15 protein-coding genes are annotated in these 14321 nt (G+C 70.1%); 7 read left to right on the top strand and 8 right to left on the bottom strand.

The features are described 5' to 3' along the window. Nucleotides 1-4 precede the first annotated feature (4 nt). Both AC2VOK_RS10315 and AC2VOK_RS10310 read left to right on the top strand, forming a co-directional pair. Complete coding sequence (locus tag AC2VOK_RS10315; protein ID WP_428900382.1) at nucleotides 5-442, top strand: MarR family winged helix-turn-helix transcriptional regulator; 438 nt, start codon at nucleotides 5-7, stop codon at nucleotides 440-442. A 16-nt stretch (nucleotides 443-458) separates the two neighbouring features. Then, complete coding sequence (locus AC2VOK_RS10310) at nucleotides 459-1328, top strand: LLM class F420-dependent oxidoreductase (RefSeq protein WP_428900380.1); 870 nt, start codon at nucleotides 459-461, stop codon at nucleotides 1326-1328. Between the two features lie 13 nt (nucleotides 1329-1341). On the opposite strand, the gene AC2VOK_RS10305 is transcribed toward AC2VOK_RS10310, so the two are convergent. The 3 genes from AC2VOK_RS10305 to AC2VOK_RS10295 all read right to left on the bottom strand — a co-directional run bounded on the left by AC2VOK_RS10305 (nucleotide 1342) and on the right by AC2VOK_RS10295 (nucleotide 4749). Further along, nucleotides 1342-2784: an HNH endonuclease signature motif containing protein gene (locus tag AC2VOK_RS10305; protein ID WP_428900379.1), complete on the bottom strand. Its 1443-nt coding sequence runs from the start codon at nucleotides 2782-2784 to the stop codon at nucleotides 1342-1344. Between the two features lie 206 nt (nucleotides 2785-2990). Further along, nucleotides 2991-4487: a M28 family metallopeptidase gene (locus tag AC2VOK_RS10300; RefSeq protein WP_428900378.1), complete on the bottom strand. Its 1497-nt coding sequence runs from the start codon at nucleotides 4485-4487 to the stop codon at nucleotides 2991-2993. 22 nt (nucleotides 4488-4509) lie between these two features. Beyond that, nucleotides 4510-4749, bottom strand: coding sequence for a DUF2752 domain-containing protein (locus AC2VOK_RS10295; protein WP_428900377.1), 240 nt, complete (start codon nucleotides 4747-4749; stop codon nucleotides 4510-4512). Nucleotides 4750-4813: 64 nt separating this feature from the next. Between AC2VOK_RS10295 and AC2VOK_RS10290 the strand changes: the two genes are divergently transcribed. Next, on the top strand, nucleotides 4814-5344 hold the full coding sequence (locus AC2VOK_RS10290) for a serine/threonine protein kinase (RefSeq protein WP_428900376.1): 531 nt from the start codon (nucleotides 4814-4816) through the stop codon (nucleotides 5342-5344). Here AC2VOK_RS10290 and AC2VOK_RS10285 read toward each other — a convergent pair whose 3' ends face one another. Genes AC2VOK_RS10285 through thiO form a run of 4 tightly spaced genes read right to left on the bottom strand, consistent with a single transcriptional unit; the run spans nucleotide 5345 to nucleotide 8089 of the window. After that, nucleotides 5345-6115, bottom strand: coding sequence for an SGNH/GDSL hydrolase family protein (locus tag AC2VOK_RS10285; protein ID WP_428900375.1), 771 nt, complete (start codon nucleotides 6113-6115; stop codon nucleotides 5345-5347). A gap of 9 nt (nucleotides 6116-6124) precedes the next feature. Beyond that, on the bottom strand, nucleotides 6125-6886 hold the full coding sequence (gene thiG, locus AC2VOK_RS10280; RefSeq protein WP_428900374.1) for a thiazole synthase: 762 nt from the start codon (nucleotides 6884-6886) through the stop codon (nucleotides 6125-6127). Then, entirely contained in the window at nucleotides 6879-7076 is a 198-nt protein-coding gene (thiS, locus tag AC2VOK_RS10275) for a sulfur carrier protein ThiS (protein ID WP_428900373.1), read from the bottom strand. The genes thiG and thiS overlap by 8 nt, the downstream gene beginning before the upstream one ends. Next, nucleotides 7073-8089, bottom strand: a complete 1017-nt coding sequence (gene thiO, locus AC2VOK_RS10270) for a glycine oxidase ThiO (protein ID WP_428900372.1) — start codon at nucleotides 8087-8089, stop codon at nucleotides 7073-7075. The genes thiS and thiO overlap by 4 nt, the downstream gene beginning before the upstream one ends. Nucleotides 8090-8256: 167 nt before the next feature. On the opposite strand from thiO, the gene thiE reads away from it, so the two are divergent. Further along, nucleotides 8257-8916 carry a thiamine phosphate synthase gene (gene thiE / locus AC2VOK_RS10265; RefSeq protein ID WP_428900381.1) on the top strand — a complete coding sequence of 220 codons (660 nt, stop codon included), beginning with the start codon at nucleotides 8257-8259 and terminating at the stop codon, nucleotides 8914-8916. Here thiE and AC2VOK_RS10260 read toward each other — a convergent pair. Continuing rightward, entirely contained in the window at nucleotides 8900-9529 is a 630-nt protein-coding gene (locus tag AC2VOK_RS10260; protein ID WP_428900371.1) for an NUDIX hydrolase, read from the bottom strand. The genes thiE and AC2VOK_RS10260 overlap by 17 nt on opposite strands. Nucleotides 9530-9655: 126 nt before the next feature. Here AC2VOK_RS10260 and glnX point away from each other — a divergent pair, with 126 nt between their 5' ends. Genes glnX through AC2VOK_RS10245 form a run of 3 tightly spaced genes read left to right on the top strand, consistent with a single transcriptional unit; the run spans nucleotide 9656 to nucleotide 14282 of the window. Continuing rightward, nucleotides 9656-10975 (top strand): protein kinase G-activating protein GlnX, encoded by a 1320-nt coding sequence (gene glnX / locus AC2VOK_RS10255; protein WP_428900370.1) that lies wholly within the window; start codon nucleotides 9656-9658, stop codon nucleotides 10973-10975. After that, a complete protein-coding gene (locus tag AC2VOK_RS10250; RefSeq protein ID WP_421531589.1) occupies nucleotides 10975-11970 on the top strand; it encodes a glutamate ABC transporter substrate-binding protein in 996 nt (331 codons plus the stop codon). The genes glnX and AC2VOK_RS10250 overlap by 1 nt, the downstream gene beginning before the upstream one ends. Then, nucleotides 11970-14282 (top strand): serine/threonine-protein kinase PknG, encoded by a 2313-nt coding sequence (locus AC2VOK_RS10245; protein ID WP_428900369.1) that lies wholly within the window; start codon nucleotides 11970-11972, stop codon nucleotides 14280-14282. The genes AC2VOK_RS10250 and AC2VOK_RS10245 overlap by 1 nt, the downstream gene beginning before the upstream one ends. Nucleotides 14283-14321 lie beyond the last annotated feature (39 nt).

The raw sequence follows: 14321 nt of genomic DNA, 5'->3' as shown, positions 1-14321 counted from the left end.
CGGCATGGACGGTGTCGGCGAGTCCGCCGCGGCGGCAGCCCGCGACCTGCGGGTGGTGGTCGGCCGGCTGCGCCGCAGGTTGCGCGAGGTCGCGGTCGACGGCGACCTGACGCCGTCCCAGACGGCGGTGCTGATCAGGCTGTGGAAGGAGGGACCGTCGTCAGCCGGCGTGTTGGCCGGCGCCGAACGGGTACGGCCCCAGTCGATGGCAGCCATCGTGGCGGCCCTGGACCGGCGCGGGCTCGTCGAGCGGACTCCGGATCCCGACGATGGCCGGCGCCAGGTCATCGCGCTCACCGAGGCCGGCCACGAGCGCGCCGCCAGTAACCGCCAGGCCCGGGAGGAATGGCTGGCGCGCACCATGCAGGAGCTCTACACCGAACGCGAACGCCGCGTCATCGTCGACGCGCTGTCGCTGCTGGAGCGCCTGACCGAATCATGAAAGGGGTTTAGCGGCAATGGAACTAGGAGTGCATTTCATCGATTTTCTGCCGGGCGACGCCTCGGACCTGGGCCCGACGCTGGCCGGCGCGGCCACCGCCGCCGAGCAAGGCGGGGCGACGCTGTTCACCCTGGCCGACCATCTGTTCCAGATGGAGAACGTCGGGCGCGCCGAGGACCCGTTCCTGGAGGGATACACCTCGCTGGGCTTTCTGGCCGGCCGGACGTCGACGATCGAGCTGGGGCTGCTGGTCACCGGTGTCACCTACCGCTATCCCGGCCTGCTGGCCAAGGCGGTCACCACCCTGGACGTGCTGTCCGGCGGCCGGTCGCTGCTGGGGCTGGGCGCGGCGTGGTACGACCGCGAGCACACCGCCCTCGGCATTCCGTACCCGCCGCTGAGCGCACGCTTCGAGATGCTGGAGGAGACGCTGCAGATCTGCGCCCAGATGTGGAGCGACGACAACGGGCCCTACGACGGCAGGCACTACCGGCTGGCGGAGACCATCTGCGCGCCGCAGCCGATTCGCCGGCCCCCCGTCCTGATCGGCGGCGACGGCGAGCGCAAGACGCTGCGCCTGGTCGCGCAGTACGCCGACGTCTGGAACAGCACGACCAGCGATCCCGGCGAGTTGCAGCACAAGGTCGACGTCCTGTACCGGCACTGCGACGCGGTCGGCAGGGACCCCGCCGAGATCCGCAAGACGGTCGGCGTTCCGGCCGATCCGTTCGCCGCCCCCGACGAGTACCTGCGGACGGTCGAACGCTACGCCGCGCTCGGCATCGGGATGGTCAACGCGGGCCCGCTGCCCGGCAACCCGGACCCGGTCGGTTTCATCCGCCGCCTCGGTGAGGAGTTGATTCCCCGGCTCGGCGATATCGGCTGAATCGCGAGGCGAGTCAGAACGGCGGCGGGTCGTCGTCGTATGCGGGCGGTGCAGGCCCGAAGTGGCTTTCGGATTTTCCGGCCACGCGGGCCTCGCGGTTTTTTCGGCGTTCGGCCGCCACGCGGTAGGCGCGGTCTTGGCTGCGGGTGCGCCGGCGTCTGGGCATCATCGCGGTACGCGAGGCGCAGTAGTCCTGTGCCGGGATGTCGATTTCGGGGGCCGGGCAGCCCCCGACCGCGCGGGCCAAGCTCGGGAACAGCAGCGCGCTGCCCGGAGTGGTGACATAGGTGTGCCCGGAGGGGGAGGTCAGGATCAGGGTGCCGTCGGGCAGCTGCTTTTCGGTCCAGCCCAGAAAAGTTTTGACCAAATGATGGGTTTTGCAGTAGCACTTGAGGTTTGCCGCATGGGTGGGCCCGCCCTGGGCGTACGGGATGGTGTGGTCGAGCTCGCAGTCAAAGGACGGACGCTCACAGCCGGGCCAGCGACACGTCAGATCCCGGCAGCGTACGAAATCGGCCAACGCCATCGACGGCACATACCCCGGCTCTGGGGCGGCGTCCCCGGGATGAACCAGCGGCACGAGTTTGGCCGTCGCCGCCAGTTCGGCCACCAGGTCCGGGCTGATCAACCCGTCGGCGCACACCTGCGAACCCGGAGCGCCGTCACCGTGCAGAGTGGGCTGTTCGGCCAGCACGTGGATCACTACCGCGGGCGCCCCCGCCCGGCCCCCGGCCGGGCAATCAGCACGCCCGCAGCGACACCCCAGCCGGTCCGCCCCGCCGGCCAACGCCCCCAACGCATCCGCGCGCCGCTCGGCCCGCGAGCGCGGGTCCTCGGCACACACCGTGTCCGCCAGCTTGTCCAGCCGTTGATCGAGGGCGTGGGCATCCGGGGTCAGCACGTAGCCGCGCAACTGCGAGAGCCCACCGACCCCCTCGTCGAACTCCACCTCGCGCCCGGGCCGTTCCTCACGGCGACGCCGCACCGCATCGGCGTCGACCCGCGCCACGATCCTGTCGACGGCCCCGGCCACCCGGCTTCGGCTCATCGACGGCCAGCGCGCCACCGCCACCGCCAACTGCCCATCCACGGCCGCCAGGATGTCGGCGTCGGTGATCAGGTCGGTGCGGTAGACGATGGTGGCGAACAACCGGAAATCGATATCGCCGGCCGCAAAGACCGCCCCCACCCGCGGCAGCCGCTCGCGCATCGCCCGCGCATAGTGCACCCGGCCGGCGGCCAAACCCTGGCCGATCCGCAACGCCGCCCCCACCTCGGCGGCCACCGCCGCAATCGTGTCAATCGCCCAGTCCTCGGTCTCCTCACCCTGAGCCAGCCGATACCCAAACAACTCCCCGATGGCCAGCAAACCCGCCGCGGCCGCCCTGTTCTCCGTCCGCGCGGAAGCGGTAATCCGATCGACCAACCCCGCCGGACCCGCCTGCTGTTCGAACATAGGATCGAGTAAACCAGAGGGGTCTGACATAGCGATCGGGCCGCTCGGTTTTCCGCCACCCAACTCCGGCGGTCATCCCCCGACCGGCACGCCCGCGCTTTCACCACGTAGCCGACGCGGGGGCCGCGGCCGGGGGGCCCGAGCGCGGCGCCGAGCGCCGCGCGGGCAGCCCGGTCAGCAGCAAAGGCCGAAACCGCCCGAGTGGATCAGGACTTGCCCAGCAGGTGTCGGGTCCGGTCCGCCATCCTCGGAACACCATTGCGGCCGTTGATGTCCTGAGCGTACAGGCCGACCGCGTAGGCCACGCCTCCGCCGTTGATTCCCAGCGCAGTGCGGTCGATGTGCTCGAGGGTGTCGGTCTTCTCGTGATAGTTGGGGTCGAACGGCTCCTCGGCCGTGCCGCCCCACAACTTGGCCTGCTCCGCGGATTTCTTGTTCTCGGCCCCGGAGAACAACCCTCCCGCGGGGATACCGGCCAGCGTGAACGCGTCATAATCCGAGCGCCCGTCGAACGACGTGTCCTGCGCGGTCTTGCCGGCTTTGTCCAGGTAGGCGGCCAGAGTGCGTTCGATACCGGCTGAGCCCTCGGGCACCACCGGCCGGCCACGGGAATCGGCCGGCAGCGACTGGTCCCCGTCGTAGGTGAAGTACCCCGGATTGGGCGACGCCAGCATGTCGAAGTTAAGGTACAGCGCAATATCCTTGATTGCCTTGACGTCCAGGGACTCGACGTAGTTGCGGGAGCCGATGAGCCCGAGTTCCTCGGCACCCCAGAATCCGAACCGCACCGCGTTGTGCACCGGCGGTGAATTGCCCAGCTGCAGCGCGGTTTCCAGAACGGCAGCCACCCCCGAACCGTTGTCGTTGATCCCGGGCCCGGCAGCCACGCTGTCCAGGTGCGCGCCCGCCATCACAACGTCGGTGGGCGATCCCGTCTTGGTCTGGGCGATCACGTTGCGGGCCTTGAATTTCTGACTGCCGGCGGCCAGCTTGATCGTGGTCGGCCCCGGATGGGCCCGCAGTTGCACGCCAGTCGACTTGGTGACACTGACCACCGGGATCTTGACGTCGGTGTCCGCCCCGAGCGTGCCGCCCATCTGCTGCTCGTCGACGTTGTCGGAGACGATCATCGCGACGGCGCCGACCTGGGCGGCGGCACCCTCCTTCTGCGCGAAGGGACACGTGCCCCGGTCGACGAGCACCACCGCCCCGCGCACCGGCAACCGGCCGTAGTCGGCGGCCTTGCACCCCGCTGCTTCTCCGGGCGGAACGGGCACCAGCGGGCCGCTGACACCGTCCGGCGATGTGCCGAGACTGAACTCCAGCGCGTGCGCCTCCACGCCGGTACCGCCGACCGTCACCACCGGCTTCTCGGCGTGGAAGACGCGCGCCGAGAACTCGGGCGTCTGGACGTCGAAACCTTTGCCCCGCAACGTCTCGACGACGTAGTCGACGCTGGCCTCGTACCCGGGCGTACCGACGGCCCGGGTGCCGTTGTTGGCATTGGCGATGTCTTGCAATTTCGACAGGTGCGCCATCATCGCGTCCGTCGTGACCTTGCGATGCAGGGTCGTCGCGAACTTCACCGCGTCGGCGTTTGCGATCGCCTGCTGGTTATTGGTGGAGCCGTGGAAGCAGCCGGTCAGCAGCGCGGTGAGCACGACTGCGAACATCGCGGCCGGCGGCTTGGATGTGTTCACCATCGCTCCCCAGGTTAGACCTGGATCAGACATGCAGTGCGCACAACGGGGCGAACGGTATGTTGCGCACCGCCAACCAGTCTGTCACCAGGACCAGCGTCACCGCCGCGCGCAGATCGCCGTGCAGCAGAAAGTACACCATACGCGGGCTGCCGCACCCGGGGCAGTCGACCCCGAGCAAAGCCTTGGTGGGGGACACCGGCAGCGCCGCGCTGGTGTCGGAAGCGTCGAAGGCGCCGCCCTCGGCCCAATCGTTTCTCGGCACGGGTGTGGCGCGGGTGTGGCATAGTCGGGCGACAGCCCTACGCTCGAAGTTCAGGAGTTTCAGTTTGTCCCATTCCAGCTATGCGCTGCGGATCGCGTCGCTCACGGTGCTCGCGGGCAGCTTGGTCTGCACGGGTACCGCCCCCGCCGCCGCCGATCCCGACCCCGACACCGGAAGCCAGTCGGACATCGACACGCTGTCCAACACGCTGTCGAAGGGGTACGACCTCAAAGACTGCACTCCCCAACCGATCGCCCCGGGCCAGCTGGCCTCGCTGCAGTGCGGGCAGAGCCCCGATCCCAACGGGCCCGCCGAGGCGAAGTACATCCTGTTCAGCAACGGCAACGATCTGGGCAACATGTTCAAGGCCAGCATCAAAGACGACGCCCTGGCCAACTGCGGGAACGAGAAGTCACCGACGAAGTGGCACCAGGGCAACACCGCCACCAGCAACGCAGGGCAGGTCGCGTGCGGGACCTTGCAGAACGCCGCCGAGGTCATCTGGACCATCGACGCCAAGAACGTGTTGAGCCACATCCGGGCGTCCAACGACGATGTTCCCGCGCTCTACGAGTGGTGGCGAAACAACGGCTGACTAGGCTTGGGCGGCAACGAGTTCCGCAACGGCGCGCATCCCGGCCACATTGGGGTGCAGCGGCGCCGGCCGGCCCGGTAGCGGTACCCCGGGCCTGGTCGTCCACGGCTCGGCCGACCACGCATGGTGCTCCCGGCTGGCCCCGGCCGCGCCGACGAGCCGGCAGCCGGTCGCCGTCGCCGCGTCGGCCGTGAGTCGTTCGAGGGCGTCGGCCACATGGCGGCCCAGGCCCGCGTCCGAATCGGCGAACGGCGGCGCCGGGGCACCCGCGGGCGGCAGAATCGTCAGGTAGTCGACGAAGCAGACGCGTGCACCCGGAGCACGTCGTCGCGCGGCGGCACCGACCGCACACAACGCATCGAACGCCTTCCCCAGGGCGCGGTCCCGGGCGTCGCGGTCCAGCAACTCCGCGATGCGCCCACCCAGCACCGGCAGCCGCCGGGCCGGTCGCGGCAGCGCGGCGGCCATGAGCAGCGGAACGTAGCCGACATCGTTGCCGCCGATCGTGATGGTCACCAATGTTTCCGACCCGTCCAGCGCCTCGATCTGGGGCGGCCGGCCGCGCTGGCGGTCGGCCAGCACGTGCGCGGTGGTCGCACCGGAGAACGTGACATCGACAAACTCGCGGCCGAGATCGAGGTTCAACCGCTCGGCGACCAGATGCGGGTAGTTGCGCGCCGAACGGCCCGACCAGCGTGGCGCATCCGCGGCGCGAGGCCGGATACCGGGACCGGCGGCCATCGAACTACCCAGCGCAACATAACGTTTCATGACCATGACCTAAGCGCTCGGGCTGGAAGCCTGCGCCCAGAACCGCTTGGGGATCCGCCCGGCGCGCCGCGCCAGGTATCCGGCGGTGACGGCGCCGGCCATCGCGGCGGCCATGGCCGGCGGGTCGGCAGCCCGGGTCACGGCCGTGGCCAACAGCACCGCGTCGCAACCCAATTCCATCGCCAGTGCGGCGTCGCTGGCCGTGCCGATGCCTGCGTCGAGCACCACCGGCACGCCGGCCGCCGCGACGATCATCTCGATGTTGTGCGGGTTGCCGATGCCCAGGCCGGTGCCGATCGGCGAGCCCAGCGGCATCACCGCCGCGCACCCGGTGTCCTCCAGCCGCCGCGCCAATGCCGGGTCGTCGTTGGTGTAAGGCAGGACGACGAATCCGTCGTCGACCAATTGCTCGGCGGCTCGCACCAATTCGAGCGCGTCGGGGAGCAGGGTGCGTTCGTCGGCGATCACCTCGAGCTTGACCCAGTTGGTGTCGAGCGCCTCGCGGGCCAGCTGCGCGGTGAGTACGGCCTCGGCCGCGCTGCGGCAGCCCGCGGTGTTGGGAAGTGGCGTGATGCCGAGCCGGTTGAGCAGGTCCAGCAACCCCGTGCGGCCCTCGGCGTCGACGCGGCGGATCGCGACGGTGGTCAGCTCGGTACCCGAGGCGACCAGCGCCTCTTCGAGCACCGCGAGGTTGGCCGCGCCGCCGGTGCCCATGATGAGCCGCGAGGCGAAGCGGCGGTCGGCGATCGTGAGCTTTTCCGGACTAGCCACCCTGCACCGCCGTCACGATCTCGATCCGCGCACCGTCGAAAAGCGCTGTCGCCCAGTCCGAACGCGGCAACACCGACGACTCCAGGGCCACCGCCACACCCCGGTCCGGCAACCCCAGGTACTCCAGCAGCCCGGCGACCGTCGTGTACTGGCCGATCTCGACTTCTCTTTCGTTGACCACGACGATCATGGCTGCGCCCCGACCGGTGCGAGTTCGGTGAGAATCCGTTCGGCGGTCCACGGCGCCAGCAGGAAGCCGGAGCGGCCATGGCCGGTGGCAACCAGGGTCCGTGCATCCAGACGTTGCACGATCGGCAGGTTGTCGGGTGTCATCGGGCGCAGCCCCGCGGCGCACTCGGCCAGCTCGTATTCGCCCAGCGCCGGCAGCACCGCGCACGCGTCGTCGAGCAGGTCGCGCACCCCCGACACGACAGGGGCGGTGTCGTGGCCGTGTTCGTACTGGGTGGCCCCGACGACCACCCCGTCGCGACGCGGCACCAGATACACCTGCCGCCCGTGCACACGGGCCCGAATCACCCTCTTCGGCAACGGCATACAGCCCTTTCGCCAACGCAGACGCAGCACCTCGCCCTTCACCGGGCGCACCGGCAGTCCGGGCCACAGTGCCGGCGCGTCGACACCGTTCGCGATCACCACCGCATCGCCGTCGACCCCGGACAGGTCGACGACCGGCGGCGCCCAGCGCACCCCGAGCCGCTCGCAGTCTCCCGACAGCGCGTCGAGCACCGCCCGGTTGTCCACCGCCAGCTCGGTGGGCGCCCGGAAGCCGTGCCGAATCCCCCGCGCCAGCAGGGGTTCGACGTCACGGGCCGCGGACTCCCACACCACCGGGTGCCCCTGTGCGGACAGCCAGTCCGCGACGGTGCGAAGGTCGGCGACGTCGGCCTGGTCCACAGCGACCACCAGCGACTCGTGTGCGGTGATCACCTGGGCGGGCAGGCCGTCGGTGAAGCCGCCCTCGCGCCACAGCCGCAGGGACTCCAGACCCAGCCGCAGCAGCTGGTCCTCGCCGGGCCAGCCCTCGCTGTGCGGGGCGAGCATCCCGCCGGCCACCCAGGAGGCGCCCTTGTCTTCGGTGCGGTGCACCCGCACCGACCATCCGGCCCGCGCCGCCGCGCGCGCCACCGCGAGCCCGATGACGCCGCCACCGACGACAGCCAGCGACCGCGGGTCTGACGACATGATCGGCCTCCCTATCGCCGGCATTACCCGGATCAGGTGTGACGGTAAGGGCAGACCCCGCACCTGCGGCTGTGCCCACTCTCAGCCCCGCAGCTGCCCGGGGCTCCCGCGTCGTGTGTTTCCCGGGTTCCACGCTAGCGCGCTAGCGTCGCGATGTGCATCCACGCATCTCCGCCCTGGCCGCAGCGCGGCTCTACCTGTGCACCGATGCCCGCCGCGAGCACGGCGACCTCGCGCAGTTCGCCGACGCCGCCCTGGCCGGTGGGGTCGACATCGTCCAGCTGCGCGACAAGGGGTCGGCCGGGGAACAGCGGTTCGGGCCGCTGGAGGCGCGCGAGGAGCTCGGCGCCCTCGACATCCTCGCCGACGCGGCCCGCCGGCACGGCGCGCTGTTCGCGGTCAACGACCGGGCCGACATCGCCCGCGCGGCCGGCGCCGACGTGCTGCACCTGGGGCAGGGCGATCTGCCGCTACAGACGGCGCGCGACATCGTGGCGCCGGACACGCTGATCGGACTGTCCACCCACACCGACTCCGAGCTGGAAGCGGCCGCCGACGGCGCCGCCGACTATTTCTGCGTCGGGCCCTGCTGGCCGACCCCGACCAAGCCGGGCCGCGCGGCGCCGGGCCTGGAGTTGGTCGGCACCGCCGCCCGCCTCGGCACCGCCACGCCGTGGTTCGCGATCGGCGGCATCGACGCGCAGCGGCTGCCCGACGTGCTGGCCGCCGGGGCCCGCCGCATCGTGGTGGTGCGCGCGATCACCGCGGCCGAGGACCCGCGGGCGGCCGCGCAGCGGCTCAAGTCGGCGCTCACAGCAGCGAGCTGATCCGGCTGCTCAGCGGCGACGGCGCCTGGTCGGCCTGAAGTGGGGGGCCGGGCATGCACCACACGAAGACCTCGTCGTCGACCTGCAGCGTGCGCGGCAGGCCGTGGCGCCGTTGGTCACCGGCGCCCAGCGGCACCAGCGCCGGCTCGGCGCGCAGCCGCCGCCAACTGGCGGCGAAGCCGGGATGCAGCGGCAGCCCCGCCACCTCGTCCTCGGGGACCCAGCGCATCTCGACGCTTTCCCTGTTGGGCTCGGTGTGCAGCAGTTCCCCTGCGTCGGCGACCACGGTGGTGTAGCTCCAGCGGGTGCCGGCGCTCCCGGAAACCTCCGAGGTGAGGACCGTCGCCCGCACGATGAGCCGCTCGGTGCGCAGGCCGGCTTCTTCGTATGCCTCGCGGACGGCCGTCTCCTCCGGGCTCTCGTGGCTGTCGCGGGCGCCGCCCGGCAAGCCCCAGGTTCCGCCCTGATGACTCCACACCGCCCGGTGCTGCAGCAGCACCGCCGGGGTGCCGTCGGGCCGCGGTGCACGTAGCAGCAGACCCGCCGCTCCGTACCGGCCCCAGTAGTGAGCGCCGTTCTCGGAGATCACCCACCCGTCGCCGTCGCCGTGCACGCGTTTCAGAATAGGCGCGCGGCATTTGGATCGGTCTCCCACATCATCGGGAACATTCTCTTAGACTTCGCTTATAGATGTTGGTGCCGTGGATACCCGAGGCCGAGAGACGAGGTCTGCACACACGTGACCGTTGAGCTGGCCCACCCGACGACCGAACCGCAGGGGTCCCGGTCGCCGGCCGAACCGGCCCATCCGCGCTGGTGGTTCATCTCGACGACGCCCGGCCGGATCCTGTCGATCGGCATCGTCCTGGCGAGTCTGGGTGGGCTGACCGCCTTCGCCACGTCGACGACCATCAACCACCGACAGCAGGTGCTGACGACGGTCCTCAACCACACCGAGCCGCTGTCGTACGCCGCCGGACGGCTCTACACCACGCTGTCGGTGGCCGACGCCGCCGCAGCCACGGCCTTCATCGCCGAAGCCGAGCCGCGTCCCGTCCGGGAGCGCTACGAACAGGCGATCACCGACGCCACCGTCGCCGTGACCAAGGCGTCGAGTGGGCTGACCGACGAGCCGTTGGTGCAGCTGCTGGGCCGGATCAACGCCGAATTGGCCGTGTACACCGGGCTCATCGAGATCGCGCGCACCAACAACCGGGAAGGAAACCCGGTGGGATCCTCGTATTTGTCCGAGGCGTCGGGGCTGATGCAGGCGACGATCCTGCCGGACGCCGCGCGGCTCTACAAGGCGACCTCGGACCGGGTGGACGCCGAGACCACCGCCTCCACGCAGATCCCGGCCCCGGTGATCCTCGTGGTGGGCACCACGGTGGCCTTCGGGGCGTTCGCCCACCGCTGGCTGGCCCGGCGCACCAGGCGACGGATCAATCCGGGGCTGATCGTGGGCGGGCTCGCTATTCTGGTCATGGTGGTGTGGGTCGGGACTGCGTTGACCGTCTCCACGACCGCCAGTCGCAGCGCCAAAGACACTGCCGCCGACTCGCTCAAGACCGTGACCAACGTCGAGATCACCGCACAGCAGGCCCGGGCCGACGAGACGCTGTCGCTGATCCGTCGGGGCGACGAGGACCTCCGCAAGCACTCCTTCTATCACCGCATCGACGCGATGCACCAGCAACTCGAGCAGTACATGTCGCGCGGTGATGCCGTCGACAAGCCCGACCTGCAGGGCGCCGACCAGCTGCTGGTGCGCTGGCGGCGGGCCAACGACCAGATGAACTCCTACATCTCGGTGGGCAACTACCGGGCCGCCACCCAGGTCGCCCTCGGCGGCGGGGAGAACGACGCCACCCCCGCCTTCGATCAGCTCGAGGACAAGTTGGGCAAGGCCATGGATCAGAGCCGCAGCCGCCTGCGCAACGACGTCCTGAACGCCCGCAGCGGGCTGTCCGGCGCGCAGTTCGGCGGTGTGGCACTCAGCCTGGGTGCCGCCATCGCGGTCGCCCTCGGCCTGTGGCCGCGGCTGAAAGAGTACCGCTGATGAACGGCGCGGGGGCGGTCCGGCGCATCCGCCGGGGGTGCTCCCTGTTCGCGGCGTCATCGCTGGCGCTGCTGCTGGCGGCCTGCGGGCACACGGAGTCGCTGACGTCGACCTCGATGCTGACACTGCCGCCACCCACCCCGGTCGGCATGCGGCAGCTGCCCCCGGAGCCGCCGCTGCCCCGTGACAACGCCACGCAGGGCTGCGACGCCACCGCCAGCCTGCGTCCCTTTCCGAACCAGACCGAAGCCGACGCCGCGGTGACCGACATCCGCGCCCGCGGCCGGCTGATCGTCGGCCTGGACATCGGCAGCAACCTGTTCAGCTTCCGCGACCCGATCACCGGCGAGATCACCGGATTCGACGTCGACATCGCGGGCGAGATCGCTCGCGACATCTTCGGCGCCCCGTCGCATGTGGAGTACCGGATCCTGTCGGCGGAGGAGCGCATCACCGCGCTGCAGCGCTCGGAGGTCGACGTCGTCGTCAAGACGATGACCATCACGTGCGAGCGACGCAAGCTGGTGAACTTCTCCACCGTCTACCTCGATGCCTCCCAGCGCATCCTTGCCCCGCGCGACTCGCCGATCGTCAAGCCGTCCGACCTGTCGGGCAAGCGGGTGTGCGTGGCACGGGGAACCACGTCGCTGCACAGGATCCGGCAGATCGCCCCACCTCCGGTTATCGTGTCCGTAGTGAACTGGGCCGACTGCCTCGTGGCAATGCAGCAACGCCAGATCGACGCCGTCAGCACCGACGACTCCATCCTGGCGGGCCTGGTCGAGGAAGACCCCTACCTGCACATCGCGGGACCGAACATGGCCACCCAGCCCTACGGCGTCGGCATCAACCTGGACAACACCGGGCTGGTCCGGTTCGTCAACGGCACGCTGGAACGCATCCGCCGGGACGGCACGTGGAACACCTTGTACCGCAAGTGGTTGACGGTTCTCGGTCCGGCGCCCGCGCCGCCCACGCCGAGGTACGTGGACTGATGGCCGAATCAGACGACAAGTCCGAGAACTCGTCGGGGCGGGCGGCGGAAAGCCAGGGCTCCGGTGCCGGGGACGCCGGCCCCGGCACCCAGCGGGCCGACGTGCTCACCACCACCGGGTCGGCGCGCGTCCAGGCCACTCAGGCGCTGTTCCGACCCGCCTTCGACGACGACGACGATCATCTGCCCTACATCTCCCAGGGCGGGCTGGGATCCGACGCCCACGAACGCACCGCGGCCACCCGAATCCTGCCGCCCGTCCGGCGGCTCGGCGGCGGCCTCGTCGAGATTCCCCGCGGCAGGGACATCGATCCGCTCGAAGCCCTGATGACCGATCCGGTGGTCCCCGAGTCCAAGCGGTTCTGCTGGAACTGCGGCAAGCCGGTCGGACGCTCCACCGCCGAGGGCAAGGGCTCCTCCGAGGGCTGGTGCCCGGCCTGTGGCAGTCCGTATTCTTTTCTGCCCCAGCTGAATCCCGGCGACATCGTGGCCGGCCAGTACGAGGTCAAGGGCTGCATCGCCCACGGCGGGCTGGGGTGGGTGTACCTGGCCTTCGACCACAACGTCAACGACCGCCCGGTGGTGCTCAAGGGCCTGGTCCACTCCGGTGACGCCGAGGCCCAGGCGATCGCGATGGCCGAACGGCAGTTCCTCGCCGAAGTGGTTCACCCGCAGATCGTGCAGATCTTCAACTTCGTCGAGCATGTCGACCGGCGCGGCGACCCGGTCGGCTACATCGTCATGGAGTACATCGGCGGGCAGTCGCTCAAGCGGGGCGCCAAAGACGGCAAGGCCCAGAAACTGCCTGTCGCCGAGGCGATCGCCTACCTGCTGGAAATCCTGCCCGCGCTGGGCTATCTGCATTCCATCGGCTTGGTCTACAACGACCTCAAGCCGGAGAACATCATGCTCACCGAGGAGCAGTTGAAGCTGATCGACCTGGGGGCGGTGTCGCGGATCAATTCGTTCGGCTATCTCTACGGCACGCCCGGCTTCCAGGCGCCGGAGATCGTGCGAACCGGGCCGACGATCGCCACCGACATCTACACCGTGGGACGCACGCTGGCGGCGCTCACGTTGAACCTGCCCACCCGCAACGGCCGCTACGTCGACGGTCTGCCCGACGACGACCCGGTGCTCGAAACTTACGATTCGTTCCGGCGGTTGCTGCGCCGCGCCACCGACCCGGACCCGCGGCGGCGGTTCGGCGGCACCGAGGAGATGTCTGCCCAGCTGATGGGCGTGTTACGCGAGGTGGTCGCCCGCGACACCGGGGTGCCGCGGCCCGGACTGTCCACGGTCTTCAGCCCGAGCCGCTCGACATTCGGGGTGGACCTGCTGGTCGCGCACACCGACGTGTACCTGGACGGCCAGGTGCATTCGGAGAAGCTGACCGGCCGGGAGATCGTGACCGCACTGCAAGTGCCGCTGGTCAATCCGGCCGACGTCGCCGCCCCGGTACTGCAGGCGACCGTACTGTCCCAACCCGTGCAGACGTTGGACTCGCTGCGCGCTGCCCGCCACGGGTCGCTCAGCGCCGACGGCGTCGAGCTGTCCGAGTCGGTGGAGCTGCCGCTGATGGAGGTCCGGGCGCTGCTGGACCTGGGCGACGTCGCCAAGGCCACCCGCAAACTCGACGACCTGGCAGAGCGGGTGGGTCGGCAATGGCGGTTAGTCTGGTACCGGGCCGTCGCCGAACTCCTCACCGGCGACTATGACTCTGCCACAGAGCATTTCACCGAGATCCTGGACACCTTCCCCGGCGAGCTGGCGCCGAAGATCGCCCTCGCCGCGACCGCCGAACTCGCCGGCAACACCGACGAGCACAGGTTCTACGAGACGGTGTGGAAGACCAACGACGGCGTGATATCGGCCGCGTTCGGGTGGGCCCGCGCCCTGTCGGCCAAAGGCGACCGCGCGGGCGCGGTGCGCACTCTCGACGAGGTGCCCGCGACCTCCCGGCACTTCACCACCGCACGCTTGACCAGCGCGGTCACCCTGATTTCGGGCCGGTCGACGGGCGAGATCACCGAGGTGCAGATCCGCGACGCGGCCCGGCGGGTGGAAGCGCTGCCGCCCACCGAGCCGCGCGTGCTTCAGATCCGCGCTTTGGTGCTGGGCGGAGCGCTGGACTGGCTGGCCGGCAACGAGGCCAGCACCAACCACATTCTCGGCTACCCGTTCACCGAACACGGGCTGCGGCTGGGCGTCGAGGCCGCGTTGCGCAACCTGGCCCGGGTCGCTCCGACGCAGCGGCACCGCTACACACTGGTCGACATGGCCAACACGGTGCGACCCACCAGCACGTTCTAGCTGCTTGCCTCCCTCTTCCCAGCTGCTTGCCTCCCTCTT

Source organism: Mycobacterium sp. TH-M116, from assembly GCF_057473685.1.
The sequence above is the reverse complement of the archived record's forward strand: the minus strand, read 5'-3'. Positions and strand labels throughout refer to the sequence as shown.

Excerpts from the sequence above, each read along its gene's own strand:
- AC2VOK_RS10245 (WP_428900369.1), top strand. The coding sequence starts at position 11,970 with ATGGCCGAATCAGACGACAAGTCCGAGAACTCGTCGGGGCGGGCGGCG.
- AC2VOK_RS10315 (WP_428900382.1), top strand. The coding sequence starts at position 5 with ATGGACGGTGTCGGCGAGTCCGCCGCGGCGGCAGCCCGCGACCTGCGG.
- AC2VOK_RS10285 (WP_428900375.1), bottom strand. The coding sequence starts at position 6,115 with ATGAAACGTTATGTTGCGCTGGGTAGTTCGATGGCCGCCGGTCCCGGT.
- thiS (WP_428900373.1), bottom strand. The coding sequence starts at position 7,076 with ATGATCGTCGTGGTCAACGAAAGAGAAGTCGAGATCGGCCAGTACACG.
- AC2VOK_RS10300 (WP_428900378.1), bottom strand. The coding sequence starts at position 4,487 with ATGGTGAACACATCCAAGCCGCCGGCCGCGATGTTCGCAGTCGTGCTC.
- AC2VOK_RS10305 (WP_428900379.1), bottom strand. The coding sequence starts at position 2,784 with ATGTTCGAACAGCAGGCGGGTCCGGCGGGGTTGGTCGATCGGATTACC.
- thiO (WP_428900372.1), bottom strand. The coding sequence starts at position 8,089 with ATGTCGTCAGACCCGCGGTCGCTGGCTGTCGTCGGTGGCGGCGTCATC.
- AC2VOK_RS10310 (WP_428900380.1), top strand. The coding sequence starts at position 459 with ATGGAACTAGGAGTGCATTTCATCGATTTTCTGCCGGGCGACGCCTCG.
- AC2VOK_RS10250 (WP_421531589.1), top strand. The coding sequence starts at position 10,975 with ATGAACGGCGCGGGGGCGGTCCGGCGCATCCGCCGGGGGTGCTCCCTG.